The sequence below is a fragment of the Corallococcus sp. AS-1-12 genome, assembly GCF_020036995.1.
Classification (GTDB): domain Bacteria; phylum Myxococcota; class Myxococcia; order Myxococcales; family Myxococcaceae; genus Corallococcus.
Genome location: NZ_JAIQDD010000040.1, coordinates 36741 through 61254, shown reverse-complemented (window position 1 = coordinate 61254; position 24514 = coordinate 36741). Strand labels below are relative to the sequence as shown.

The window sequence follows — 24514 nt, the reverse complement described above, 5'->3', positions numbered from 1 at the left end:
GCGGCGCTGGGCGGGAAGAACGCGATGGCCGCCCAGGGCCCCAAGCTCCCGGGCTTCCCCCAGGCCGCGCTCCGGGGGCAAGCCGAGGGCGGATTCCAGCTCGCGGCTGCGCTGAACGGCGGCGTGACGTCCATCGCGCTGCCTGCCGCGGGGGTGCTCAACGTCGCGTTGGCTCCTGGCGCAGCGGCTGCTCTCGCGATGTACTCCAACGGCCAGATTCCAGGTGACGCCGACGGGCCGGTTCATCACATCTGCACGAACAAGAATCTGGTCTCCGCTGTCTCCGGAGGGCCTTGGACGCCGCTGTGCGAAGAAATCTTCTCCCGTGCTGGGCTGTCCTTGGACGATGTCGCCAACAAGGTTCGTCTGGGTGGACATCAGGGGCCGCATCCGAGCAAGTACCATGAGGCTGTTCTGCGAAGGCTGAATGACGCGCTGGGAAAATGCAGGACCCAGGACGCGTGCCGCGAGCGATTGCTCGAGGAGCTTGCGCAGATCGCGAATGACCTGCTGACGCCAGGTTCCGAGCTTCGACTCCTCATCGCTCCAAGAAAGGGTTAGGGGATGACCGACGAAGACTTCTACGACATAGGGATTGCGGACGTTCCCCAGTGGGCCCTGGCGCTGCCTGCTCTGGCATCTGGCGGTGAGCTGGATGATCCCTGGATGTTCGGTGACGGAAGGCACCTGCCAGACCCCGGACCTCTCACGAGCAGACCTTTCCATGAAGGGCCGCGGCGCTCCTTCTCGGTGGCGAATTCGGGGAGAATCCCCATCGCGGACGAGCAGGTCGCGAATGTCTTTCGCAAGCTGGCGCCCGACGACGTCCAGACCTTCCCCATCAAGATCGAAGGGGAAAGCAGAAACCTCTACATCATCAACGCAACCAAACGTTTCGGGTGTGTTGACGAAAAGAACTCCAAGGAAGTGCAAGTCTATCCTTCAGATGGAGTCGCGCCGGAGAGGGCCGGAACGTACCGTGCGATCCACGGCCTGCGTATCAACCCGGCCACGACAGAAGGCGCCCGGGTCTTCCGCATCCAAGGATATCTCTCCGCGCTCATCGTATCGGCGGAGATCAAGAGTGCGCTGGAGGAGGTCGGAAACCTGGGAGTGTTCTTCACTCGCGTGACGGGGCCGCAAAGCGCACCCTGAGTGAGGGGCGCTCCATGGGCCAGCAGGCCTGAAGTTACTATCTTGGCAATGGCCGTCCCTGAACGGCCGCTGCTACCATGACCGGCATTGCCCCGGAGCGGCCTCCGCATGCCTCGACCCGCTCCCCCTTCGCTCCGGTGCACGAAGGGAACGCCTGATGCGGCTTCCACGGCTGGTGCTGTCCCTGCTCTGGGCGCTGGTCGGGTGTAGCGGTGCGACGAAGGCCGTCCGGCTCGACACGGGGCGCGGTGCGCCTGTCGTCCACGTGCCTCGCGCGGAGGGAGCGGTCCGGCCGGTCCCGCTGGATGCGGGGGCGCTGAAGGAGGCCGTGGCGCGGCTGACCCCGGGGCTTCGGTTGTCGCCGCGTGCCCAGGAGGCCGCCCGGCGCCTCTTCGAGGTGGAGCCCCGGAGCGGTTCGTACCTGATGGATGTGCAGCGCCGCCGCATCACGCCGCTCGGGCCGGGGGAGCACCTGTCGTCCGAGCAGGCGCAGCCAGACGTGGAGTTGACCCGCGCCTACTTGCGCTGGTGCGGACGGACCGGACGCGCCGGTGACTGTCTGGGTCTGTTGAAGGAGAGCCCGGTTGTCTCTGGGGACGCGCGCTTCGCCCTGGCGCTCGCGATGGCGAAGGGGGCGGTGTTGGAGGAGCTGTGGGAGGCCGTGAAGGACATGGCGAATCCCGAAGCGCTGATGCAGGCCGCTCTGTGGACAGCGGTCACGTATGCGCTGCTCTGGACGGTGCCGGAGCCCGCGACGAAGGGCGTGGCGGCGGTGCTCACGGCAGGGCTCATCGCCTACGTGGGCATCGACACGTTCTGGGCGCTCATCCAGGGCTTCCGGTACCTGATGGCGGAGTCGGATGCCGCGCTGACGTTCGACGAACTGCGCGGAGCGGGAGAGCGATTCGGCAAGGTGATGGGCCGGCAGGCGGCGCGGGCCTTCGTGATGCTGGCGACGGCGGCCATCGGAAGCACGGGCGCGACGCTGGGGGCGAAGCTCCCAGGCCTGCCAGGGGCAGCCCAGGCCGCGCTCCGGGCCGAGGCGGAGGCCGGTGTGGTCTACGCCGCCGTGGGGCAGGTCGAGACGGTCGCCATCGCCACGGACGGCTTCACGTTTGGCCTGGCGCCAGGCGCCGTGGCCATGTCATCGAATGGACCGGTGACGTCCCGCTTGAAGGCGTGGAAGTCCTTCAGTGGCTTCAAGAAGGCAATGGGGCCAGCAGGCAGCGGGAAACAATGGCACCACATCGTCGAACAGACGCCCGGAAACGTGCAGCGCTTTGGATCCGAGGCCATACACAACACAGAGAATGTCATCGCGATCGATGAGCAACTCCACAAAATGGTCAGCTCATACTATTCCTCCAGACAGGCTGTCTCCGGAGGACAGATCGTCCGGGATTGGCTTCGGACGCAATCCTACGCGCAGCAGCGCGCCTTTGGACTGCAAACCCTGAAGGACTTCGGAGCCATCCCATGAAAGCACGTGACCTCAAGGTGCTGGGGACAGAAGAGTTGATTGCGCGTTTTCGCGAGGTTTCAGCCAGGCATGGTCGCCTACTGAATGCGCGCGACACTCGGGCTGCAAACAAGGACTACCTTCTCGCGGCATCCGTCAGGAAGGAGTTGCGTAACCGCGGGCCCGATGCGGAGAAAGGCCTGCTGGGATTGCTGACCGATCCGGAGCCGGGGACCCGGTACTGGGCCGCGACGGCCGCCCTGCGCTTCGCCCCCAGCGAGGCTGAACGTGCGCTCGCCCTGTTGTCGATGCCGCCGCCGACGCTGCTGAGTGTCAGTGCGGCGATGACCCTGCGCGCTTGGAAGGACGGGACGCTTCCTCTGGAAGAATAGAACCGTCCCAATGCCGCCCAGACCGACGCGACAGGAGTGCTCACGCATTGAGAAGACAGGTGTGGCTTCCTGACAACGTGGAGGCGCCTTCAGCGCCCGCGTCCTCGGAGACACAGCCGCTCGCCCCGGAGTCCGCAATGGATTGACGGAGTGGAGGGGCGGACCCAGCTATTCGTTGCTGTCCCGCCTCCCCTTCCTCCAACCCCCATTCCCCCGACATCCCCATGACCCTCCGCAAGAACTGGCTGTCCGCCGCCGTCCTGTCCGTGGCCCTCTACGTCGCGCCGGCCTCCGCGCAATCCCAGCAGTGCGTGAACACCGACTCCACGGAGGCCGTGGCCATCACCGCCGTCACCGTCGCCGTGAACGCGGCGCAGACCGCGGCCGCCACCACCGCCAATGCCCTGTCCTCGAAGAACGTCTTCGCCCTCCTCGCGGCGGCCCAGCAGAACACCGCCGCGCTCCTGGCCGTCACCCAGGCCGAAGCGGCGCTGGCGCTGCTGGCCCCCTCCGCGCTGACCACGGGCCTCCGCGCGCCGCTCGCCACGGTCACCTCCGGCGTCAGCAGCCTGCGCGATGCCACCAGCGCGGTGCTCGCGGGGAACCCCGGCGGCGCGCAGCAGGCCCTCACCACCGCGCTCGGGCAGGTGGACGCGGCCGTCGGTCTGGCCCGCTCACTGCCCCCGCTCTGCCGCGAGTGACGCTCAGCCCGCCATCCGCGTCCAGTCGTCCTCGTGGGTGAAGAGCCTCACGCCCAGGCGCTCGCAGACGTCCGCGTGCGCCTGGGCCGCGGGGCCTCCCACCCACAGGGGCAGCCCCTGGGGCACTGCATCCCGGATGCGCGTGAGCACGTCCTCGAACACCGTGGCGCCCCGGTTCGTCACCGCCGACAGGCCCACCACGTCTGGCCTTGCCCGCGCCACCGTCTCGCCCAGCCCCTCCGCCGGCACGCGCTGCCCCAACAGCGTCACCCGCATGCCCGCGTGCCGCAGCCGCAGCGCCACGCCCAACAGGCCAATCTCATGCTCCTCCTCCGGGAAGCACGCCAGCACCGCGTGCCTGCGCCCTCCCCGGGGAGAGCCATGCAGCAGGCTCACCAGCCGCTCGCGCACCACCTGCGTCACCAGGTGCTCCTGCGCCACCGTCAACGTCCCCGCGTGCCAGCGCTCGCCCACCTCGCGCTGCACCGGCACCAGCACGTCCTCGAAGGCCTTCACGGGCGGCAGCGCCGCCAGGACCTCATCCAGGATGCGCGCCACGCGAGGCTGGTCATACGCCTCGGCCGCGGCCAGCACCGCCACGCGCCAGCTCTCCGGCTGCGCTCCGGTCCGCGACTCGGAGCCCTCCGCGCGCGCAGGGGGCGCCGCTTCCAGCTCCGCGCGCAACTGGGGCACCAGCTTCGCCGCCTCGCTGATGGCCACGCCTTCGTCCGTCAGCGCCTTGAGCCGCTTGAGCAGGGCCACGTCGCGGTCGGTGTAGACGCGGTAGCCCGCGGGCGTGCGCTCCGGCTCGAGCACCCCGTAGCGGCGCTCCCAGGCCCGGATGAGCTCCACGCGGACCCCCGACAGCTCCGCGGCGATGTGGATGCGATAGGTGCGCTCAGCCATGGTGTGCGTGCTTCACGGTCGGTTCTGCGCGTTCCTTGCTTGATTCCAGACGGCGATCAACTCGTCCGCGGACTCGGCGTACTGCGCGCCCAGGGTGAACAGCGTCTTCAGGTGCTCCCTCGCGCCGGGCCCGCCTACCACCACCGGCACCGGCGCGCACGCATGCATCACTCCGGACAACACCTCGACAAAGTCGTCCGCATCCCGGTGGCGGATGAACGACAGCGCCACCACGTCCGGGCGCACCTGCATGCACGCCCCCTCCAACGCCTCCGAGGGCGTGTCCGCGCCCAGCAGCGTCACCCGCCACCCCCGCGCCTTCAGGTGCAACCCCAGCGCCAGCAACCCTCCCTCGTGGTGGTCCTTCGCCGGACAGGCCAGCAGCGCCCGGGGCCCGTCGCCCACGCGCTCCATCCCCGCCAGCAGCATCCGCAGCCGCTGCCGCACCAGCGCGGACGCCATGTGCTCGCGCGCCACGTCCAGGCGCGAGGCCATCTCGCGCAGCAGCGGGATGAGGACGGCGTCGCAGCAGGTGGTGGCGTCCAGTCCCTCCAGGGCCTCGGACAACGCCGCGTCCGCGCCCTCCGCGTCCAGCACCATCACCGCCGCCCAGAAGCGCTCCATGCGCCGCGCCCCGGACGGCGCGGAGGGCCGGGGCTCGTCCCGCACCTGGGCGATGGCCTCGCTCACCGAGAGCCCCTCCTCCATCAGCTTCGCCACCCGGCGGACGGCCTCCAACTCGTCGCGTGAATAGACGCGGTAGTTGTTCTCGCTGCGCTCCGGGCGCGGGAAGCCATGGCGGCGCTCCCAGGCGCGCAGGGTGGCCTCGCGGATGCCCGTGAGCCGGGCGATGGTGCGGATGCGCAGGCTCATGGGCCCAGGCCTCGCGCGCGGTCCCAGCGCTCCGCCACGCCTCGCGCCCCCGACAGCTTCTGCGTGAAGCCCTCCAGGCTCGTGACCTCGGACACGCGCCGCACCACCGCCTCCAGCCCGCCCTGGAAGCGCGCGAGCGGCCCGGCCTCGTGGACCTCGCCCACCTCCAGCAACACGTCCGGCCGCTCGTGCTCGAAGAAGGCGTAGCGGATGGCGATGGGCACGCACTCCGCCTTCGCCGCGCGGGCCAGCAGCTCCACGCCGCGCTCCAACTGGAGCGGGTGGACGCCGAAGGGCCGGTGCTCGCCTTCCGGAAAGACACACACGGCCGCGTTCGGCTTGCGCAGCAGCTCCTTCGCGTACCGCAGCGAGGACAGGGACGACATCGCGTCCTGCTTGCGGATGCTGAAGGCGCCCATCTTCGTGTGGAAGGGGTAGCGGCGCAGGTTGTCCTCGTCCATGAGGCAGTAGCCGTCCCAGCCCGCCACCTGGCAGAGCTGGTGCAGCACGAAGCCGTCCCACCAGTTGGTGTGGTTCAGGTAGACGAGCCGGCCCACGCCGTCGGCGGGCAGCTCGCCGCGCACCCACAGGCCCCGGAACGTCGAGCGGACCTTCCACCCGATGTACCGGTCCACCGCCCACCCGAAGGGCCCACCCTTGGCCGCGCGAATCAAGACGCCCGAGCCTCCCTGAGCCGCAGGAGCGCCGTGAACAGCGCGAGCCCCAGCGACACCAGCACGCTCGTGATGAGGAAGAAGAGGATCTCCTCCAGCGGCACGGCGCCCACGTACACGCCCACGTGGCGCCCCTCACCGAAGTTCCAGATGCCGGTGGAGATGGCCAGGTGGTCCGCGATGGACAGGTACACGCCCACGACCAGGGCCGGGGGCAGCACCGCGCGCAACACCTCCCCCGAGCGGGCCTTGTAGTGCATCACGAGCGCCACCAACTGGATGGCAATCACCGGCAGCGTCCAGCCCAGCAGGTGGATGAGGTACGCCCAGCGCGTCTCCATCATGGCGACACCTCGGAAGGCTCCAGGGTCCGCTCCGCGCGGGCGGGCTCCCGCGATGGAGCCACGGGCCGGGGCTTCTTCGCCAGCACGCGCTCCAGCCGGTCGCGCGCCCACAGGCCCACGAGCAGCGTCTGGAGGCCGAAGAAGAGGTACTCCTCCAGCGGCAGGTAGCCCAGCTTCACGCCCCAGATGCGCTCCGGGTCGAAGCCCCACAGGCCCCACTTCACGGCCATGTTGTCCCACGGCGACGTGGCCGCGTAGACGATGATGAGCAGCAGGCCCATGGGCGCCAGCCCCCGCCATGACAGCGTGCGGCGGTAGCGCACGAGCAGGAACAGGATGGGCAGGACGACGAAGAGGCCCAGGAAGCGCGCGTAGGTCATCCCGGGCCTCCACTCCACTGCGACACCACCCGCACCATGCGTCCCCCAGCCTCCAGCGCGTAGGTATGGCCGCGCCAGGTCACCCGTCCCTGCCGCGTCAGCGAGGCCGCGAAGGCCGCGAGCAGCAGCAGCTCCCCCCGCACCCAGTCCGTCAGCGCGTGGTCCCGGTCCGCCTCCGAGGGCACGCGGCTCAGCGCGGCGAGGCGCAGCGACAGCAGCGTGCGCACGGCGACGAGCGCCGCCACCGCGCTCCACACGGCGGGCTCCTGCAGCCACGCGGCGAGCAGCAGCAGGGGCACGGTGGGCGTGAAGAGCAGCGGCACGGTGGGATACAGCGCCGGCCGGTGGCTCGCGAGCACCTGCATCCAGCGCGTGAAGCGCTCCAGCGGCACCCGCCAGGACGTCCCGTTGGCGACGGGCACCCAGGCGGGCGCGGGGCACAGCGCCACGTCCAGGCCCTGCGCGTGCAGCCGCTTCGCCAGCTCCAGGTCCTCGCCGATGTGGTCGGACAGCCCGGCCAGCTCCTCCGCCGCGCGCGGTGACAGCCCGAGCGCCTTGCCGCACACGGCCTGCGCGCCCGCGCTCATCGCGTGCAGCGCGCGGAAGCTGTGGTGCGTGTAGCGGAGCAGTCCGGCCATCGCGCGGCCCGCCGCATCCACCGCGCCCACCGGCGTGGGAGCGGCGGTGCTCAAGGCGGCGCCGGCCACGAGCGGAGCGGCGAGCCCCCTCACCAGCGCGCCCGTCACCGCCACGTCCGCGTCCACCGCGAGCACCACGCGCCCGCGGACATCGAGCGTCTCCAGCGCGTAGAGCAGGTGGCCCACCTTGCGGTTGGGGCACACCGGGTCGCTCGGGAGCCAGCGCACGCCCTCGGCCAGGCGCGGCCGGTACGGCGACAGCACCACCTGCTCCAGCGGCCCCGCGTAGTCGATGGGGAGCTCCAGGTTGTCCAGCTCCAGCGGCGTGGGCGCGTCCACGGGGCGCAGGAGCAGCACGGAGGGCAGCGCGCCCGTGGCCGTCACGGGCGCGCGGCGGTACAGCCGCGCCAGCGCCACCGCGCTGAAGCCACCGGCCATCACCGTCCACCCGAGCGTGAAGAGGCCGAGCGCGTTCATGCCGCCTTCCCCATGCGCGTGCGGAAGTGCGCCATCCAGCGGATGAACGGGGAGTGGAAGCGGCGGAAGTCCGCCACCTCGCCCATCGTGTCCAGCGTGTCCCGCCTCGACTCCAGCCGCGCGTAGAAGGGCGACGACTCCAGCAGGCGCGGCGCGCCCACCACCTCGTTGCCCGTGTGCAGCTCCGCGGGGACGCGCAGCCCCCAGCCCGTCAGGCTCGTGGGACGCGCCTCGGGGCTCGGGCCGCGCTCGCACACCACGCCATTCGCCCCCGCCACCATGCGCACCGGCGCCACGCCGTCCGGCAGGTGGTAGTCCACCACCGTGTGGTTCGCGTGGTGCGTGCGCGCCCAGTGCCAGCCGGACAGCCGCGCGCCCAGCAGCTCCTGGCCGTGGTTCGTGTCGTGGTAGCCCAGGCCCTCCGCCGTCACGCCCAGCGTGGACACCTCCAGCCGGGCCTCCGCCCGGGGCGCCAGGGGCTGCCAGTAGTGCGGCAGGCCCGGCATGAGCTGCACCTCCGTGCCCCGCCCCGTCAGCGGACGCAACGTCAGGCTGGCGCGCACCGGACGGCCCCACGGCGCCGTCCCGTCATCCACCTCCATGCGCACCGTGCCATCCACCGCGTGCGTCAACGTGGAGTTGCCGATGCGCAGCCGCCCCGGCCCCTGCAGCTCCACGCGCGGGTACTCGCTGAGCACCCACAACTTGCGCACACCCTGGTGGTAGAGCGCGAAGTTCACCGCGCTGTACGCCAGCGGGTGGCCTCCGCGCCTCGCCGCGACGGAGTAGCGCGGGGAGAACAACGACCCGAGCATGAAGATGCACACCGCGCTGTACGGCCCGGCGCTCACGTCCGCGTAGAACCAGCGGTACGCCCCCGCCATGTCCGGCAGCGCCGGCAGCGCGCAGGACTCCGCCGCGCCGGACAGGAGGTTCTGGGCAAGCACGGCCTTCATGCGACCTCCCGAAGGTGCGCGGACGCCATCTGCGCCGCGAACCGGCCCGACAGCATCACCAGCGGCACCCCTCCGCCCGGATGCGTGCCGCCGCCCGCGAAGAACAGCCCCGGCGTGCCGCCCCGGATGCGCGGCCTGCGGAACGGACCGAAGCGGCCGTGCGGCAGGAAGCCATAGATGGAACCACCCGGCGCCCCGCGCGCCGCCAGGTCCACCGGTGAGCGCTGCCCCACCACGCGCACGCGCCCCTTCAACGCCGGGTAGTGCCGGACGAGCTTCTCGAACATCTGCTCGCGCACGCGCTCCGCGCCGGACTCCCAGTCGCGCCGGGCCTGCTCCGCCCTGCCCTCCTCCAGCGGCATGGCCGGCGCGTTCACCATGACGAACAGCCCCGTGCGGCCCGGCGGCGCCATGCTCGAGTCCGTGGCGGACGGGTTGCAGACGTACACCGTGGGGTCCGCGGCGAGCTGGCCCGCGAAGAGCTCGTCGAACTCCTTGCGGTAGTCCCCGCCGAACATCACCGCGTGGTGCGGGACCGCCGTGCGCCCCTCGACCTCCAGGAGGAGCACGAAGCCGGACAGCGACAGCGGCTCCGACTCGCGGCGCAGCGACGCCAGCGGATCCGCGTTCACCACCACGCTGTCGAACAGCTCCGCGACCGGCTCCACGCGGTAGCCTCCCGTGACGCGCTCGAAGCGGGCGCGCGTGTCCAGGTGCACCGTCACACCCAGCCGCCGCACCGCCTGCCCCAGCGCCTCCACCAGCGCGCCGATGCCGCCGCGCACGTGGTGCACGCCATACGCATGTTCGATGTGCGGGATGAGCGCGAACGCCGCGCTGGACGCGTACGGCGACCCGCCGGCGTAGGTGGCGAAGCGCCCCACGTACTGCCGCAGGTGATGCGTCTGGAAGTGCTTCGCCGCCAGCGCGTGCAGCGTGTCCAGCTTCATCCCCGCCAGCATCGCGCCAATGCCCCTGCGGGCCACGCGCGCCATGAAGCCGGCCATGCCCTCGAAGGGGGCCTCCAGGTAGGGCTCGCCCGCCGCGCGCCAGATGGCCGCGGCCTCCGCGTAGAAGGAGTGCACGCCCTTGCGCTCCACGGGGCGCAGCTCCGCGGCGCTCTCCGCCATGCGCTCCAGGTCCTTGTACGCCGTGAAGCCGCACCCGTCCGTGAAGTGGTAGGTGCACTGCGGCTCCAGCTCCGTGAACGGCGGCAGCAGGTCCAGCGCGCCCAGTTGCTCGAAGGTGCCGCGCACCAGCGCCGGCAGCGTGAGCAGCGTGGGCCCCGTGTCCAGCGTGAGCCCCTCCACCGTCACCGCCTGCGCCTTGCCGCCCAGCGACGGGCCGCCCTCGAACAGCGTCACCGCGTGGCCCTCCTTCGCCAGGAGGCCCGCGGCCGTCAGCCCGCCAATGCCGCCGCCAATCACCGCCACGCGCGAGGCCTTCATCGCGAGCCTCCCGTGCCCGTGGGCAGCAGCGGCACCGGCGCGGACGGCAGGGCCAGGGGCGCGTCCGGCAGCGCGGCGCGGGGCCGCAGGAACACGGTCGCCGCCAGCTCCAGCTTGCGCCCCGTCGTCGTGTGGGCCCGGCCGCTGAAGACGTCGTAATCCCGCGCTTCGATGTCCCGCAGGATGTCGCCGTAGATGGCGCCCATCAGCCGCACCATGCGCTGGCTGCCGAAGCCGGTGAGGTAGCGCACGCCCGCCGCCGCCCGCGCGTAGTACGCCCGCGCGCGCTGGATTTGAAAGCGCATGAAGTCGCGCCACTTCGCGTCCACCCGCCCCGCGCGCAGGTCGTCCCCGGTGATGCCGAAGGCGCGCAGCTCCTCCGAGGGCAGGTACACCCGGCCGCGCTCCAGGTCCTCGCGCACGTCGCGCAGGATGTTGGTGAGCTGCATCGCGCGGCCCAGGTCCGCCGCCGGCTCCACCGCGCGCGAGTCCTCGCAGCCCAGCACCGGCGTCAGCATCAACCCGACCACACCTGCAACCCGGTAGCAGTACAGGTCCAGCTCCTGCCACGTGTCGTAGCGGACCTTCGTCAGGTCCATCTCCATGCCGGAGATGAGGTCCTGGAAGGGCTGCTCCGGGATCCGGTAGTGGTGGATGGTGTGGCGCAGCGCCGCGAACTCGCTCGGGTCCCACGGCGACGGCGCGTCCGCGGAGGGCTGGCGCGCGGACGGCGGGCCCAGCTCCTCCGAGGCCAGCTCCGGCAGCGGCAGGTACACCTGCGCCACGCGCTCGCGCGCCCGGGCCAGCCGCGTCGCCAGGGCCATGGGCGCCTCGCCCGGCAGCGCGCTCTCGCCCGCGTCCACCAGGTCGTCCAGCCGCCGGCAGAAGGCGTACAGCGCGAAGGCCGCCTTCCGCCGCTGTCCGAAGAGGAGGTACGACGCGAAGAAGAAGCTCTTCGCGTGGTGGCGCGTGACGACCCGGGCCCGCCGGTAGCCCCGGGCGATGAGCGCTGGCGACTCGGTGACGCTCATGCCGCCACCTCCACCGGGGCGCCCGCGCGAGGCGACAGCGCCACGCCCTGCTTGTGCGCCCACTCCGTCAGCCGCTCGGTGACGAGCCGCGCGGAGATGAGCACCGTGGGCAGGCCCGTGCCCGGCTGCGTGGAGGCGCCCACGAAGAAGAGGTTCTTCACGCGGGGGTCCACGTTGGCCGGACGGAAGGGGCCAATCTGGAAGAAGTTCTGCGCCAGCCCGAACGCGCTCCCGCGCGCCAGGTTGTACGTGCCCGCCCAGTCATCCGGGGTGAAGACGCGCTCCACCTCGACGTCCTTCTCCAGGTCCGGGTAGCCCAGCTCCGCCATGCGCTGGAACACCTTCGCGCGCACCTTGGGGCCCTCCACCTTCCAGTCCAGGTCCGCGTGCTGGTGCGGCACCGGCACCAGCACGTAGAGCGAGTCCTTCCCCTCCGGCGCCAGCGACGGGTCCGTGCGCGAGGGCACGTTGATGTAGAAGCTGGGGTCCTCCGGCACGCGGAAGCGCTGGAAGATGTCGTCGAACGAGCCCGCGTAGTCCCGGCCGAACATCACGTTGTGATGCAGCAGGCCCGGCACCTTCTTCTTCATGCCCAGGTAGAGCATGTAGCCGCTGGAGGTGAAGCGCAGCTTCTCCCCCCGCTTGAACGGCGCGTCCTTCGGATCCAACAGCTTCTCGTACGCGTACGGCAGGTCCGCGTTGCACAGCACGGCGTCCGCGGCCACCACCTCGCCGCCCGCGAGCCGCACGCCCGTGGTGCGCCCGCCCTCGGTGAGGATGCGCTCCACCGCCTGGCCGTAGTGCAGCGTCACGCCCTCCTCACGCGCCAGCCGCTCCAGCGCGAGCGGGATGGCGTACAGGCCGCCCTTGGGGAACCAGATGCCCACGCCCAGCTCCGTGAAGGGCAGCAGGCCGTACACCGCGGGCGACTCGAAGGGGGACACGCCCAGGTACATGGTCTGGAACGTCATCGCCGCGCGCAGCCGGTCGTCCTGGAAGTAGCGGCTGACGTCCGCGTACATGCGGCGGTGCGCGCGCGCCTTGAAGATCTTGGCCAGCACGCCGGGGGAGAAGTAGTCGCTCACGCCGTTGAAGTTGCGGCCCACGAAGTGGTCCAGGCTGATGCGGTACTGCTCGCGGCCCTGCGCCATGAAGGCCAGGTAGCGCTGGAAGCACCCCGGCTCGATTCGCTCCAGCTCGCGGCCCATGGTGCACAGCTCGGACGTGAAGGTGACGTCCGAGCCGTCGCGGAAGTGCACCCGGTAGTTCGGGTCGCACCGCACCAGCGTGAGGTAGTCCTCGATGCGGCGGCCCAGCGCGCGGAAGGTCTCCTCGAACACCTCCGGCATCAGCACGATGGTGGGGCCCACGTCCCAGGTGAACCCGTCCACCTGGAGCTGGTTGCACCGGCCTCCCGGGCCGTGCGTCTTCTCGAAGACCTGGACGTCGAAGCCCTGCCGCGCGAGCCTCGCCGCCGCGGCCAGTCCTCCCACCCCCGCGCCCACCACCACCACCCGCTTGCCCTGTGCGCTCATGACGGTGTCCTCAGGAAGCGCGGCGCGACAGCCGGGTGATGAGGGAGTCCAGCAGGTCCCTCAGGCCATGGGGGTTGGGCAGCGCCTGCAGGCTCCGCCGCGCCGAACGCGACGCCCGCTCCACCGCGCGCTCGCACGCCGCCCGGCCGCCGAAGTGCTCCACCAGCTCCCGCGCGCGGGCGAGCGCCGCGTCGTCCTTGCGCTCCACCGGCAGCGCCCACAGCCGCTCCAGCTCCTCGCGGCCCGCGGGCGTGGCGCGCACGTACGCGGCCACCACCGGGAAGGTGCGCTTGGCCTGCGTGAAGTCGCCGTCGGAGGCCTTGCCCGCCACGGCCGCGTCGCCGAACAGGCCGATGAGGTCGTCGCGCAACTGGTACGCGAGCCCCACCGAGCGCCCCACCCGCTCCAGGCCCTCCAGGAGCCCCGCGTCCGCGCCGCCCAGCATCGCGCCGCACACCAGCGGGGCGCAGAAGCCGTAGCGCGCCGTCTTGAGGTGCGCCACGCGCAGCGTCTGGAAGAGCGACATCTCCGCCAGCGGCACGCGCGCCAGGTCCAGGTCCAGGTACTGCCCGGCGGCCGTGTGCCGGCACACGCCCAGGTAGTAGCGCGCCACGCTGGACGCGCCCGCCAGCCCCGACTCCAGCATCGCCTCCAAGGAGCGCGCGAAGAGGTGGTCCCCCATCACCACCGCCAGGTCCTCGCCCGGGCGGCCCGGGGCCAGCATCCGGTGCAGCACCGGCCCGCCCCGCCGCAGCTCCGCCTGATCCGCCACGTCGTCGTGGATGAGCAGGAACGTGTGCAACAGCTCCAGCCCCGCGGCGAAGCGCCACAGCCCCGGCGGCACCGCGGTGCTCTCGCGCGCCAGCCCGTGCCCCGCCAGCACCAGCGCCGGCCTCAGCCGCTTCGCCGGCCGCAGCGCATAGGCCCTCGCCTGCGCCGCCGCGTGTGTCCAACGTGCGTCCAGGGCTTGTTCGTCCGGCAGCTCGAACAACTGGGCGAGCGCGGCCTCCACCTGCGCCTGCACGAGCTGCAGCCAGGCGTGTTCAGGGGGGGCGGCTCCGGCGGAGGTCTGCTGCACGTTGGAAAGCAGGGTGGCCATACAGCGGATCTCCGAAGTCGGGAGCACGGCGGCAGCAGCCTTCGCCCCTAGAGGTAGCGTTTGCGTCCAGAGATTGTCAAGGCTATGTCTAAGGTTTGCAAAAACCTTGTACACGGAGACTCCCAATGAAGGCGTGGATCGCAGGCGCGTTGACGGTGACCCTGGCGGCGGGGAGCGCGGGCGGCGCCCCTCCGGAGCCGGAGCCCGTGGACGCGACGTTAAGCACCTCCAGTGGAGAGCGGACCCAACTGGCGCGCTGGCGTGGGAAACCCGTCATCCTCTTCTACGAGGACAAGGACTCCACGACACTCAACGCGTCGTTGAAGGCAGAGCTGTTCAACCGGGGACGCGAGCGCGGCCTGCTGGAGAGCGCGTTCGTGGTCGCGGTGGCGAACCTGGAGAAGTACGACTTCTTTCCCGCGCGGGAGATCGCCCTGTCGTACGTGCGTGACGAGGAGAAGAAGGCAGGCGTGCCCATCCTGGTGGACCTGAAGGGCACGCTGGGCCAGGCGCCCCTGAAGCTGCCCACCAAGACGTCCACGGTGATGCTCCTGGACGCGGAGGGCACGCCGGTCTACCGCCACTCCGGCCGCATGAAGCCGGAGGAGCAGGCCCGCTTCTTCACCGCGCTGAGCCAGTTGGTGGGCCAGGACCTGACCGCGGAGCGGGAGAAGGAGGTCCACCCTTGAGGGTGACCTGCACGGGCGCCACCGGCTTCCTCGGTCCAGGCCTTGTTCAAGGTTTGTTGGAGGCCGGCCACACGGTGCACGTGCTCAGCCGGAGCGTGGAACACGCGCTCGGCCGGCTGCCCGCCGGGGTGACGGGCTCCTACTTCGACGGGAGCACGCCGCTGTCGCCGGACGCGCTCGCGAGCGCGGAAGGGGTGGTGCACCTGGCCGGGGAGCCGGTGGACCAACGTTGGACACACGAGGCGAAGCACCGCATCCACCAGAGCCGCGTGGAGGGCACGCACGTGCTGGTGGAGGCCATGAAGCAGGCGGGCACCGTGCGGCACTTCGTCTGCGCGTCGGCGGTGGGCTTCTACGGCGGCGCCCGGGCGGGGCAGACGCTGACGGAGGAGGACGCGCCCGGCGACGACTTCCTCGCCCACGTGTGCCAGGGCTGGGAGGCGGAGGCCCTGCGCGCGGAAGGAGCGGGCATCCGCACGGTGCGCCTGCGCATCGGCGTGGTGCTGCACCCGGCGGGCGGCGTGCTGCACCGGATGCTGCCGGTGTTCCGCATGGGCGCGGGCGCGAAGGTGGGCCACGGCCAGCAGTACGTGAGCTGGGTGCACAGGGAAGACCTCTTCCAGTTGATGCGCTTCGCGCTGGAGCACCCCACGCTGTCCGGCCCGGTGAACGCCACGTCGCCGGAGCCCGTCACCAACGCGACCTTCGCGCACACGCTGGGCGCGGTGCTGGAGCGGCCCGCGGCGCTGACGGTGCCGGGCCTGGTCCTCAGGGCGCGCTTCGGGGAGATGGCGCGCGTGGCGCTGGAGGGCCAGCGGGTGATGCCCCGGCGCGCGCTGGAGGCGGGCTTCCAGTTCCGCCACCCCGACCTGACCGGCGCGCTGCGCGACCTGCTGTCCCCCTGACCCCCACGGAGCGAGCCACGCATGGACGACACCCGGACGCTGGAAGCCCGCGCGCGCAAGGAGGGCACGCCGCTCATCGACGGAGACACCGCCACCTTCGTGTGGAAGGGCCCCCGCCCCGTCTTCCTCCAGGGGGACTTCCAGGACTGGCGCGGCACGCCCCTGCCGCTGGAGCGCGTGGGCAAGGGGCTGTGGGCGCGCTCGCTGGCGCTGCCCGAGGACGCCTACGTCGAATACGCGCTCCAGGACGCGAAGGGCCGCCGCGTGCGCGACGCCTTCAACCCGCGCCGCTCCGACAACGGCTTCGGCGGCTTCAACCACTGCTTCTGGATGCCGAAGGGCGAGGCGACCCCGCCAGGCAGGCGCATCCGGAACGTGCCGAAGGGCCGCGTGACGCGCCACGCGGTGGCGACGCACGAGTGGGCCGTGGGCACCAAGCGCGCGGTGGCCCTCTACGCGCCGCCCGTGAAGGGGCCCGTGCCGCTCCTGGTGGTGCTGGACGGCGACGACTACCTCCGGCGCGTCCAACTGCCCGGGGTGGTGGACAACCTCGTCGCCGCGGGCCGCATGCGCGCGGTGGCCATGGCCTTCGTGTCCAACGGCGGCCCGGCCCGCACCGCCGAGTACGCGTGCAGCGAGGCCACCGTGGCCTTCCTGCACCAGCGCGTGCTCCCGCTGGCCCGCGAGCACCTGCCGCTGGTGGACGAGCAGCGCACGCCGGGCGCGCACGCGGTGCTGGGCTCGTCGCTGGGCGGCCTGATGGCGCTCTACGCGGCCCAGCGCCTGCCGCGCGTCTTCGGCCGCGTCCTGTCCCAGTCCGGCGCCTTCTCCATCGAAGGCACCGACATGGTCGTCTTCGACCTGGCCCGGCGCACTGGCCAGCCGCCGCTCCACGTCTGGATGGACTGCGGCCGCTTCGAGGGCCTCCAGGACGGCAACCAGCGCCTCCTGCCCCTCCTCCAGGCGGCCGGGCACCGCGCCACGTACCGGCCCTACAGCGGAGGCCATAATTACCCCGCGTGGCAGGCGAGCCTCCCGGCCGGCCTGGAAGAAATCTTCTCGCCCGCCGGGTGACGCATCGCGGCGAAGCGCCGGATTTCCGTCCGGGATGAAAGCCCCCTGGAATCAAGGGGTTGGCTCATCCAGAAGGCGGCCAAGGCTGGATGATCCAGGATTGGGAGGGGCCCGTGACGCGGCAGGCGGGCGGCCGGGCGGGGCTTGTGGACCGGGGGGCTACGCAACCCGGGGGAAGGACGGACCGATAACGGATGTAGGTGCGCAACCCGGCGCGAGTACCGCGACGGGCCTTCCCCCGCGCTTGGAGTCCCCTCATGTCTCGCGTCGATGGTGGCAATCGCCCGTCCCTTCCCCCGAAGCGCTCGGAGTTCGAGCGGTCCGAGCGGAGCGACGTCACGCGCGACACGAAGCCGGGGGCCGCGCAGGGCCGGACGCCCGCCAACGCCAACGTGCGCTCCTTCCAGGGCCGCAGCGACTTCGAGCCCGCGCGCCCCGCCCCTGCTTCCTCCCGCCCCACGCCCGCGCAGACGCCGGCCGTGAAGGCCCCGCCCTCGCCGGCGGACGCGGAGTCCATCGCCCAGGCGGACATGGAGCTGGGGCTGCTGGAGGAGTTCCCGGACGCGGACGCGCAGAGCGGCATCGCCTCCGCCATGCTGCACGCGCACGCGGACGCGCCCGTGTCGCAGAACCGCATCGTGGAGCGGCTGAAGCAGGACGGCCGCCTGGAGACGCTCTTCGGCGAGGTCTTCCGCGAGGACAACCCGTACGTCGAGCAGCCGCACAAGAACGCCATCGTGAAGGCGCTCGACACGGCGCTCTCCCGGGGCACGGTGACCGGCGACGACCTGCGCGCCTTCTCCCGTGGCACCTACGCCCAGGAGTGGCAGCAGATCGGCGCCGCGCTGGGCACCACCCGGAAGTAACAGGGCGCCGGGCTCCCGGCCCGCTTCACGCTTCTTCACGCGCATGCCGGTTGCGCCGGGGCGCGCGCGCGCGAGGATGGGCCTCCCATGGTGGAAAGCCCGTTGCGCATCATCCTGTTCATCCTCCTCGTCAGCGTCGCGTCGGTCTGGGTCCACGTCTACCTGTACCGGCGCCTCTTCCGTGACACGTCCACGAGCCGAGCCTGGCGCGCGGCCGGCAAGGTGCTGCTGACGGCGCTGTGCGTGCCGCTGCTGCTGTCCTGGGTGGTGACGCGCATCATCCCCTCCGCGTTCATCGTCGCGGTGTTCGCGTGGACGTGGATGGGCGTCGCCGTCTACCTGCTGCTCTTCCTGGTGCTGCTGGGCGCGGTGCGCTGGCTCGTGGCGCGCACGCGAGGCCACCGGGGCGTCGCCGCGCCGCTCGCCACGCCCGCGCCGGACCCCGCCGCGCCGCCGTCGCTGGCGGACCTGGCCGTCACCGTGCCGCCCGCGCATTCCCACGTGCCCCCCGTGGATGAAGAGCGCCGCAGGTTCCTCGCCCGGGCCACCGCGGGCGGCGCGGTGCTCGCGGCGGGCGGCCTCACGGGCTACGGCATGTGGAGCGCCTTCCATCCGCCCGTGGTCAACGAGATCGCGGTGCGGCTGCCCGGCCTGCCCAGGGCGCTGGATGGCTTCACCCTTGTCCACATGAGCGACATCCACGTGGGGCCCGTCATCCAGCGGCGCTTCATGGACGAGCTGGTGCGGCGGGCCAACGCGCTCAAGCCGGACCTGGTCGCCATCACCGGCGACCTGGTGGACGGCACGGTGGCGGACCTGCGCCACTCCGTCGCCGCGCTCCAGAACCTCCAGGCCCGCGCGGGCACGCACTTCATCACCGGCAACCACGAGTACTACTGGAACGCCAGCACCTGGGCGGACGCGCTCACCGGGCTGGGCGTCAACGTGCTGCGCAACCGCCACGTGACGATTGGCGACGCGGGCGGCGCGTTCGACCTGGTGGGCGTGGACGACTGGTCCATGCGCAGCGGGCCCCGGGGCTACAACCTGGACGCCGCCCTCCAGGGCCGCCAGCCGGACCGCGCCGCGGTGCTGCTCGCGCACCAACCATCCAATTGGGATGTCGCCGCGAAGGCGGGCATGGGCTTGCAGTTGTCCGGCCACACCCACGGCGGGCAGTTCTTCCCGTTCACCGTGGCCGTCTCCGCCATCTGGAAGCACGACGCCGGCCTCTTCCAGGACGGCGACAAGCACCTCTATGTCAGCCGGGGCACCGGTTTCTGGGGCCCGCCCCTGCGCGTCGCCGCTCCGTCTGAAATCGTTAAGGTGACGCTCCTGGCGTGAGGTGTAGATTTACCTGGAAATGAGCAAGGAACCTGCGAAGCGCGAAATCAAACAGGAGCGGGCCGCGCGAACGCGGGTCGAAATCCTGGAGGCCGCCATCACGTTGTTCGCCCGGCGGGGCTACCTGTCGACGACGATGTCGGACCTGGCGAAGGCCATCCGGATGACTCCGGGCGCGCTCTACTGGCACTTCCCCACCAAGGAAGACCTGCTGCTGGCGGCCATCGATGAGCTGCACCAGCGCTACCTGATGGAGTTCGCGCCGCTGCTCGCCGAGCGCCGCGTCCTGTCCGGCCGGGAGCAGTTGGTGTTCGTGGTGTCGCGCACGTCGCAGTTCCTGCGCTACCACCGCGAATACGGCATCTTCTTCGGGATGCTGTCCGCCGAGTCCGCGGAGTCCAACGACCGCGTGGCGGAGGCGCTGCGCGAGAAGATCTCCCTCTACGTGGCGGTGCTGGCGGGGATGATCCGCTACGGCCAGAAGCGCAACGAGTTCCGGCAGGAGGTGGACCCGGTGCACATGGCCCACACGATGATGGGCGGCTACCTGGGCATCCTGCTGCACCACAACCTGTACCGCGGCATGGTGAGCTACGACCCGCTGATGGCGTCGCTGGACATGATCCTCTCCGGCGGCCTCCACGTGCGCGGCCCCCTGGGCTGAGGCGCTGAGCCCACCGGGCCGGGCGGCCCGGAAGAACAGACGCCCGGTCCCCCACGCGGGGGGACCGGGCGTTCTCATTTCAGGGAGGCCTTCGTCCCCGCTCCCCCCGGGTGAGGAGAGCGGGGCGGGGTGCCGGGACTACGGCATCTCGGTGGGGCTCGACGAGTTCTGCGGCTGGCGCTCGGTGCGGGGCAGGAAGTCCGCCGCGTTGTTGTCGGAGTCCTGGCCGTTGCCCGCGAGCTCATCCGCGCCGCCCACGCCCATGGTCGCGGCGGTGGAGGTCGCCCGGGCCTTGCGCTCGATGCTGCCACCCTTGCCCGCGGGCGCGGGGGCCGCGGCGCCCTCCACGACCGTGCGGCCATTGCCGAAGCCCACGGTGTCCACCACGCCCGTGGCGGACGTGGGGTCCACCGTCACGTCCGCCGTGCCCAGGCGGACGTTGCCCGTGGAGCCGGAGATGTCCGTGTTGCCCCACAAGTGGTCCGCGGGGACCGCCGACGTGGAGTAGCCGCTGGCGGCGACCAGGTAGTAGCCGTGGGCTTTGATGGTCGCGGCGGGCAGCGTGGCCAGCACCGTGAAGTTCGTCGTCGTGCTGGTGGTGTTCGCCGTGCGGTAGAGCAGCTTCCAGCCGGTGATGTTCACGTCGGCGTCCGTCGGGTTGTACAGCTCGATGTAGTCGTCCGCGTTCACGGTGAGGCCCTGGCCGGAGATCTCACTGATGACGACGTGGCCCTGCACCGCGGCCACCGTCACGGCCGCCTGCTTCGTCACGCCCTGGTAGGACGCGGTGAGCTGGCCCGCGCCCGTGGCCTCCGTGGCGGTGAAGACGACCGTGGCGGTCGTCTGGCCTTCCGGCACCGTCACCGTGGAGGCCGACAGCGAGCCCAGCTCCGCGGGCGCGAACGCCACGTCCACGGCCGCGCCGCCCGCGGGGGCCTTGCGGTCCAGCGTGACGGTGAACGTCTGCGTCTTGCCCACCGTCACCGTCACCGTGTCCGGCGTGACGGTGGCCAGCTTCGCGGGCGGAGGCAGCACGGTCAGCTCCGCCGACCGCGTGATGCCGTTGAGCCAGGCGGACACCGCGCCCGTCCCCTCCCCGTCCGCGGCGGCGGTGAACGTCACCGTCGCCGTCGTCTGGCCCACGCCCACCGTCACCGACGTGGCGGACAGCGCGCCGAAGGGCGTGGCCGGCGAGGCCAGGGCCAGCAGCACCTGCACGGGCTCCGCCGGAGCGGACTCCAGCGTCACCGTGAACATCTGGGCCGCGCCCGCGTTCACCGTGGCGGTGGACGGGGTGAGCGACACGAGCCGCGGCACGTCCGTGATGACGTTCACCGTGGCGCTCAGCGAGCCCAGCGTCACCGTGCCGGAGCCGGTGCTGGCCTCGTCCACGGTCACGTCGAAGGTGGCCGTCAGCGCGTCCGCCGTCACGGCCTGGGCCGTGATGGTGCCGAAGCCCGCGGGCGCCACGGTCACGTCCAGCGTGGTGCCCGCCGGCACCGGCCGGTCGAACGTCACCGTGAAGCGCGCGGTCCCGCCCTGCGCGATGCCCTGCGTCGCCGGGGTGAGGTCCGTGGCGATGGCCGCCTCGGTCGCACCCAGCACGCGCAGCGTGGCCGTCTGGGAGGACGCGCCCAGCGTCGCGGTGAGGGTCACCGAGGCCGCCTGCGCCTTCGCGTCCAGCGCCACCGTGGCGCTCGTCTGGCCCGCCGGAATCACCACCTGCCCGCCCACCGCGGCCAGGGCCGCCGCGTCGCTGGAGGTGACGTTCACGGTGACGTCCACCGGGTAGGCGTTCGCCATGGTCACGGTGAGGGGCTGGGGAATCGCCTGGGCGCCGCCCACGCGCGCGAAGCCGCCGGACGTGAAGCCCGTCAGCGCCGGCAGCGGCGGCAGCGGGATGACCATGTCGGCCGCGCTCCGGGGCAGCAGCTTGTGGTCGCTGAAGGTGAAGTTCAGCACGCCGCGCAGCGCGGTGTACTCCTTGCCCAGCACCTGCGTGGGGTAGGCGAAGGCCTGGTCCGCCACCATCAGGCCCGAGGCCGCCGGGTCACCGGCCTTGTTCTCGTCCACGATGAACTCGCGCTTGGTGTTCTCCAGGCGGGTGGTGAAGACGTCGCGGACCTCCACCAGCGCGCCCTCCAGCGCCTTCGCCCGGGGGCCGTTGGTGCGGACGTCCTCCGTGCGCACCACCACCGGGGCCGGCAGCGGGTTGGCCGCGCTGTGCTTCGTCACCTTCGCGTCGACCACCTCCAGCAGGCCGAAGTAGTCCGTCAGCGTGCCCTCCACGCGGAGGTTGTCGCCCACCGCGACCGCGGCCTTGGCGCTGTAGATGAAGAGCCCGGAGTTGTCCGCGCCCTGGCCCGAGGGGTAGTTCGCCACCTGCACCCAGTAGCCGTTCGTCGCCTTCGCATCCACCGCGGTCACCACCACGTCGTCCACCGCCACCTTGCTGCCCACCAGCGACAGGTTGCCGAAGCGGGGCGTCGTCTTCACGTCGTAGACGGAGGTGACGCACACGCCAGCGGTGATGGTCCCGCCGCACGCGTCGCACGCGTCGCCCACGCCGTCGCCGTCCGTGTCCTTCTGGTCCGGGTTGGCCACCAGCGGGCAGTTGTCGGTGGGGGTGGTGATGCCGTCGTAGTCGAAGTCGGACGGGTCCGCGACCTCGCACGTGGCCGCGTCATTCGGGCAGCCGTCGCACACGTCGCCCTTGCCGTCGCCGTCCGTGTCCTTCTGGTCCGCGTTGGCCACGAAGGGGCAGTTGTCCTTCCAGGTGGGCACGCCGTCGTGGTCGTCGTCCTCGCCGCGGAAGGCCTGGCACGCGGTGGTGCCCGCCTCCAGGGGGCACGGGTCGCACGCGTCACCCACGCCGTCGCCGTCCGTGTCCAACTGCCGCCCGTTGTCCATGGGACGCACGGGGTTGAAGATGGCGGGGCAGTTGTCGGCGGCGTCCTCGATGCCGTCCGCGTCCGCGTCCGCCGCGCTCGCCACGCCCGTGTAGACGGTGGAGCCGTTGACGGCGGCCACCGGGAAGGTGGTGTTCACCGCGCTGCGCGAAGGCTCGCAGGTGGGCTCGTTCTCCGGGGTGCCGCACGCGAACAGCGGGTAGAGGCCCTGCGTGTCCGGGGAGGCCTGGAACTCCGCCAGCGTCTTGCCAATCTCCGACTTCACGCACGCGGCCTTCTGGGCGCCGCACACCGTCAGCGTGTCGCAGGTGTCCGCGCCCTTGAGGCCGTTCACCAGCGCCTGGTCGCCGTAGAGCGGCTTGCCGCCGCGCATCGTCAGCACCACGTCCGCCGGCTCCGCGGCGATGACCGCGCGGAAGGGCGAGGCCATGTTCGTGCCCACCCGGAAGATGGCCAGGTCCGCCATCTTGCCCGGCGCGATGCGGCCCACGCGCTCATAGAAGTCCACCACGTCCGCGGCGTTGGTCGTCACCATGCGCCACAGGTCCTCGTCCGTGAACGTCTTGGCGTAGCGCGTGGTGTTGAGGTGATCCGCGCAGCGCAGCTCGCGCAGGATGTTCATGGAGCCGGAGCGGATCCAGTCCGTGCCCAGGGAGATGGACGCGCCCATGCGCTTGTAGGTCGTCACCATCGCGGTGTCGCCGTACAGCGAGATGTTGGAGCGCGGCGACCAGACCAGGCCCGTGCCGTGCGCCACCATCTGCGAAATCTCCGCCGCGGTGAGGCCCACGCCGTGGATGATGGCCGAGCGCGGGAACAGCACGTTGCCGGCGCCCGTGGACAGGCAGCGGAACTCGTTCTGCGCCGTGGCGGCGATGCCCTCCGCGATGTGCGGCAGGTACGCGGACATGCGGCTGGTGAGGGTGGCCGAGGACGGGAACGAGGCGTAGGAGCAGGAGTCCGTCAGCGTGGTGCCGCTGCTGTCGCTCAGCGGGAAGGTGTCCGAGTCCGCCCACGGCTCCGCCAGGCCCTCCTGCAGCGGGACGCCGCTGTTGTTGCCCACGTCCAGGTTGCGCAGGAAGCCGGCCTGGCCGCCCGCGCCCGCGATGGAGGTGGTGCCCGCCATCACCTGGCGCAGCTCCGACCAGCGGATGGCGTCCGCCTTGGAGTTGGACGGGTTGGTCAGCCGGGTGTGCTTGTTGTTGCCCGTGCGCCAGTCGTGGCGGTGCTCGTAGCGCTCCGCGCTGGTGCTCGCCTGCGGCGCGCCCGGGTAGGTGATGTGGTCATGCGGGTTGATGAGGCCCGGGGAGATGACGCCCCGGGGGCACATCACCGCCGTGGCCTCCGCGGCGCCCGCCGCCTGCGAGCAGTCGCACGCGGCGCAGGTGATGACGCCCTGGGCGTCCACCAGCACCTGGCCGCCCGCCAGCGTCTCGCCGTCCTTGAGCACGATGCCGGTGAGGAGCGTCCCCGCCGTGCCCGCCTTCGTCACCTCGCAGGTGGCGCCGTTCGCCAGCGGCGCGGGAATCGTGGGCCAACACTGGGTCATCTGGGTGGGGGTGACGGTACAGTCCGCCTCGCACCCGTCGCCGCCCACCGTGTTGCCGTCGTCACACGCCTCCGGGGGCGCCAGGACGCCGTCGCCGCACTTCGTCCCCGGCAGGGTGCAGTTCGCCTCGCACCCGTCCCCGCCCACCGTGTTGCCGTCATCGCATTGCTCGGCGCCTTCCTTCTTTCCGTCACCGCAGACCGCGTTGACCTCTGGATCGGAACTACAGGCACTGCCCAACAGAAGGACCGCGCCCAGGGCGGCGAGCAATAGACGGGGGGAGCTGCGCATGAAGCCTCCTGCCCGAAGGCAGTGCCGTGATGAAAGGAACAAGGTGCGACGAGGAAAGCCCGCCGTGCCTCGCATGCGGCGTGGAACGGGGGTGCAACATTTCAGCGATACCTGACCCCCGAAGTCCACTTCGTGGGGCCCCAAGGGTCTACCGT

23 protein-coding genes are annotated in these 24514 nt (G+C 71.5%); 11 read left to right on the top strand and 12 right to left on the bottom strand.

The features are described 5' to 3' along the window. From K8556_RS36255 to K8556_RS36235, 5 genes are all read left to right on the top strand, one after another. Window positions 1-561, top strand: a 561-nt coding sequence (locus tag K8556_RS36255) for an AHH domain-containing protein (protein WP_223744702.1), incomplete at its 5' end; no start/stop codon positions are given. Between the two features lie 3 nt (window positions 562-564). Next, complete coding sequence (locus K8556_RS36250) at window positions 565-1155, top strand: imm11 family protein (RefSeq protein WP_223744701.1); 591 nt, start codon at window positions 565-567, stop codon at window positions 1153-1155. Window positions 1156-1312: 157 nt separating this feature from the next. Then, window positions 1313-2635 (top strand): hypothetical protein, encoded by a 1323-nt coding sequence (locus tag K8556_RS36245; protein WP_223744700.1) that lies wholly within the window; start codon window positions 1313-1315, stop codon window positions 2633-2635. Next, a complete protein-coding gene (locus K8556_RS36240) occupies window positions 2632-3006 on the top strand; it encodes a DUF2019 domain-containing protein (RefSeq protein ID WP_223744699.1) in 375 nt (124 codons plus the stop codon). The genes K8556_RS36245 and K8556_RS36240 overlap by 4 nt, the downstream gene beginning before the upstream one ends. Before the next feature lie 224 nt (window positions 3007-3230). Further along, window positions 3231-3707, top strand: a complete 477-nt coding sequence (locus K8556_RS36235; protein ID WP_223744698.1) for a hypothetical protein — start codon at window positions 3231-3233, stop codon at window positions 3705-3707. Window positions 3708-3710: 3 nt separating this feature from the next. Here K8556_RS36235 and K8556_RS36230 read toward each other — a convergent pair whose 3' ends face one another. Genes K8556_RS36230 through K8556_RS36180 form a run of 11 tightly spaced genes read right to left on the bottom strand, consistent with a single transcriptional unit; the run spans window position 3711 to window position 14068 of the window. After that, complete coding sequence (locus K8556_RS36230; protein ID WP_223744697.1) at window positions 3711-4613, bottom strand: MerR family transcriptional regulator; 903 nt, start codon at window positions 4611-4613, stop codon at window positions 3711-3713. Between the two features lie 12 nt (window positions 4614-4625). Further along, window positions 4626-5486, bottom strand: a complete 861-nt coding sequence (locus K8556_RS36225) for a MerR family transcriptional regulator (RefSeq protein ID WP_223744696.1) — start codon at window positions 5484-5486, stop codon at window positions 4626-4628. Further along, window positions 5483-6160 (bottom strand): lysophospholipid acyltransferase family protein, encoded by a 678-nt coding sequence (locus K8556_RS36220; RefSeq protein WP_223744695.1) that lies wholly within the window; start codon window positions 6158-6160, stop codon window positions 5483-5485. Before K8556_RS36220 ends, K8556_RS36225 begins: the two co-directional genes overlap by 4 nt. Then, complete coding sequence (locus K8556_RS36215; protein WP_223744694.1) at window positions 6157-6504, bottom strand: lycopene cyclase domain-containing protein; 348 nt, start codon at window positions 6502-6504, stop codon at window positions 6157-6159. The genes K8556_RS36220 and K8556_RS36215 overlap by 4 nt, the downstream gene beginning before the upstream one ends. Continuing rightward, on the bottom strand, window positions 6501-6884 hold the full coding sequence (locus K8556_RS36210) for a lycopene cyclase domain-containing protein (protein WP_223744693.1): 384 nt from the start codon (window positions 6882-6884) through the stop codon (window positions 6501-6503). Before K8556_RS36210 ends, K8556_RS36215 begins: the two co-directional genes overlap by 4 nt. Beyond that, window positions 6881-7999, bottom strand: coding sequence for a glycosyltransferase (locus tag K8556_RS36205; protein WP_223744692.1), 1119 nt, complete (start codon window positions 7997-7999; stop codon window positions 6881-6883). Before K8556_RS36205 ends, K8556_RS36210 begins: the two co-directional genes overlap by 4 nt. After that, window positions 7996-8955 (bottom strand): carotenoid 1,2-hydratase, encoded by a 960-nt coding sequence (locus tag K8556_RS36200; RefSeq protein ID WP_223744691.1) that lies wholly within the window; start codon window positions 8953-8955, stop codon window positions 7996-7998. Before K8556_RS36200 ends, K8556_RS36205 begins: the two co-directional genes overlap by 4 nt. Next, on the bottom strand, window positions 8952-10403 hold the full coding sequence (locus K8556_RS36195) for an NAD(P)/FAD-dependent oxidoreductase (protein WP_223744690.1): 1452 nt from the start codon (window positions 10401-10403) through the stop codon (window positions 8952-8954). Before K8556_RS36195 ends, K8556_RS36200 begins: the two co-directional genes overlap by 4 nt. Beyond that, the gene (locus K8556_RS36190; RefSeq protein WP_223744689.1) at window positions 10400-11434 is read right to left on the bottom strand and encodes a phytoene/squalene synthase family protein; all 1035 of its coding nucleotides are present in this window, start codon (window positions 11432-11434) and stop codon (window positions 10400-10402) included. Before K8556_RS36190 ends, K8556_RS36195 begins: the two co-directional genes overlap by 4 nt. After that, window positions 11431-12969 (bottom strand): NAD(P)/FAD-dependent oxidoreductase, encoded by a 1539-nt coding sequence (locus tag K8556_RS36185; RefSeq protein ID WP_223744688.1) that lies wholly within the window; start codon window positions 12967-12969, stop codon window positions 11431-11433. The genes K8556_RS36190 and K8556_RS36185 overlap by 4 nt, the downstream gene beginning before the upstream one ends. 10 nt (window positions 12970-12979) lie before the next feature. Beyond that, window positions 12980-14068 carry a polyprenyl synthetase family protein gene (locus K8556_RS36180; RefSeq protein ID WP_223744687.1) on the bottom strand — a complete coding sequence of 363 codons (1089 nt, stop codon included), beginning with the start codon at window positions 14066-14068 and terminating at the stop codon, window positions 12980-12982. A 125-nt stretch (window positions 14069-14193) separates the two neighbouring features. Between K8556_RS36180 and K8556_RS36175 the strand changes: the two genes are divergently transcribed. The 6 genes from K8556_RS36175 (at window position 14194) to K8556_RS36150 (ending at window position 19610) form a co-directional block, all read left to right on the top strand. Beyond that, window positions 14194-14757, top strand: a complete 564-nt coding sequence (locus K8556_RS36175; RefSeq protein WP_223744686.1) for a peroxiredoxin — start codon at window positions 14194-14196, stop codon at window positions 14755-14757. Further along, a complete protein-coding gene (locus tag K8556_RS36170) occupies window positions 14754-15662 on the top strand; it encodes a TIGR01777 family oxidoreductase (RefSeq protein ID WP_223744685.1) in 909 nt (302 codons plus the stop codon). The genes K8556_RS36175 and K8556_RS36170 overlap by 4 nt, the downstream gene beginning before the upstream one ends. 21 nt (window positions 15663-15683) lie before the next feature. Further along, window positions 15684-16736, top strand: a complete 1053-nt coding sequence (locus K8556_RS36165; RefSeq protein WP_223744684.1) for an alpha/beta hydrolase-fold protein — start codon at window positions 15684-15686, stop codon at window positions 16734-16736. A gap of 257 nt (window positions 16737-16993) precedes the next feature. Next, window positions 16994-17602, top strand: a complete 609-nt coding sequence (locus K8556_RS36160) for a hypothetical protein (RefSeq protein WP_223744683.1) — start codon at window positions 16994-16996, stop codon at window positions 17600-17602. An 87-nt stretch (window positions 17603-17689) separates the two neighbouring features. Then, complete coding sequence (locus K8556_RS36155) at window positions 17690-18946, top strand: metallophosphoesterase (protein ID WP_223744682.1); 1257 nt, start codon at window positions 17690-17692, stop codon at window positions 18944-18946. Between the two features lie 19 nt (window positions 18947-18965). After that, window positions 18966-19610: a TetR/AcrR family transcriptional regulator gene (locus tag K8556_RS36150; RefSeq protein WP_223744681.1), complete on the top strand. Its 645-nt coding sequence runs from the start codon at window positions 18966-18968 to the stop codon at window positions 19608-19610. A gap of 138 nt (window positions 19611-19748) precedes the next feature. Here the strand turns inward: K8556_RS36150 and K8556_RS36145 are convergent, their stop codons facing one another. After that, a complete protein-coding gene (locus K8556_RS36145) occupies window positions 19749-24359 on the bottom strand; it encodes an amidohydrolase family protein (RefSeq protein WP_223744680.1) in 4611 nt (1536 codons plus the stop codon). Window positions 24360-24514: the final 155 nt, after the last annotated feature.

Bases quoted from the DNA above. Each gene is read 5' to 3' on its own strand.
- K8556_RS36250 (WP_223744701.1), top strand. From the start codon at position 565: ATGACCGACGAAGACTTCTACGACATAGGGATTGCGGACGTTCCCCAG.
- K8556_RS36245 (WP_223744700.1), top strand. From the start codon at position 1,313: ATGCGGCTTCCACGGCTGGTGCTGTCCCTGCTCTGGGCGCTGGTCGGG.
- K8556_RS36240 (WP_223744699.1), top strand. From the start codon at position 2,632: ATGAAAGCACGTGACCTCAAGGTGCTGGGGACAGAAGAGTTGATTGCG.
- K8556_RS36235 (WP_223744698.1), top strand. From the start codon at position 3,231: ATGACCCTCCGCAAGAACTGGCTGTCCGCCGCCGTCCTGTCCGTGGCC.
- K8556_RS36230 (WP_223744697.1), bottom strand. From the start codon at position 4,613: ATGGCTGAGCGCACCTATCGCATCCACATCGCCGCGGAGCTGTCGGGG.
- K8556_RS36225 (WP_223744696.1), bottom strand. From the start codon at position 5,486: ATGAGCCTGCGCATCCGCACCATCGCCCGGCTCACGGGCATCCGCGAG.
- K8556_RS36215 (WP_223744694.1), bottom strand. From the start codon at position 6,504: ATGATGGAGACGCGCTGGGCGTACCTCATCCACCTGCTGGGCTGGACG.
- K8556_RS36210 (WP_223744693.1), bottom strand. From the start codon at position 6,884: ATGACCTACGCGCGCTTCCTGGGCCTCTTCGTCGTCCTGCCCATCCTG.
- K8556_RS36205 (WP_223744692.1), bottom strand. From the start codon at position 7,999: ATGAACGCGCTCGGCCTCTTCACGCTCGGGTGGACGGTGATGGCCGGT.
- K8556_RS36200 (WP_223744691.1), bottom strand. From the start codon at position 8,955: ATGAAGGCCGTGCTTGCCCAGAACCTCCTGTCCGGCGCGGCGGAGTCC.
- K8556_RS36195 (WP_223744690.1), bottom strand. From the start codon at position 10,403: ATGAAGGCCTCGCGCGTGGCGGTGATTGGCGGCGGCATTGGCGGGCTG.
- K8556_RS36190 (WP_223744689.1), bottom strand. From the start codon at position 11,434: ATGAGCGTCACCGAGTCGCCAGCGCTCATCGCCCGGGGCTACCGGCGG.
- K8556_RS36185 (WP_223744688.1), bottom strand. From the start codon at position 12,969: ATGAGCGCACAGGGCAAGCGGGTGGTGGTGGTGGGCGCGGGGGTGGGA.
- K8556_RS36180 (WP_223744687.1), bottom strand. From the start codon at position 14,068: ATGGCCACCCTGCTTTCCAACGTGCAGCAGACCTCCGCCGGAGCCGCC.
- K8556_RS36175 (WP_223744686.1), top strand. From the start codon at position 14,194: ATGAAGGCGTGGATCGCAGGCGCGTTGACGGTGACCCTGGCGGCGGGG.
- K8556_RS36165 (WP_223744684.1), top strand. From the start codon at position 15,684: ATGGACGACACCCGGACGCTGGAAGCCCGCGCGCGCAAGGAGGGCACG.
- K8556_RS36160 (WP_223744683.1), top strand. From the start codon at position 16,994: ATGTCTCGCGTCGATGGTGGCAATCGCCCGTCCCTTCCCCCGAAGCGC.
- K8556_RS36155 (WP_223744682.1), top strand. From the start codon at position 17,690: ATGGTGGAAAGCCCGTTGCGCATCATCCTGTTCATCCTCCTCGTCAGC.
- K8556_RS36150 (WP_223744681.1), top strand. From the start codon at position 18,966: ATGAGCAAGGAACCTGCGAAGCGCGAAATCAAACAGGAGCGGGCCGCG.
- K8556_RS36145 (WP_223744680.1), bottom strand. From the start codon at position 24,359: ATGCGCAGCTCCCCCCGTCTATTGCTCGCCGCCCTGGGCGCGGTCCTT.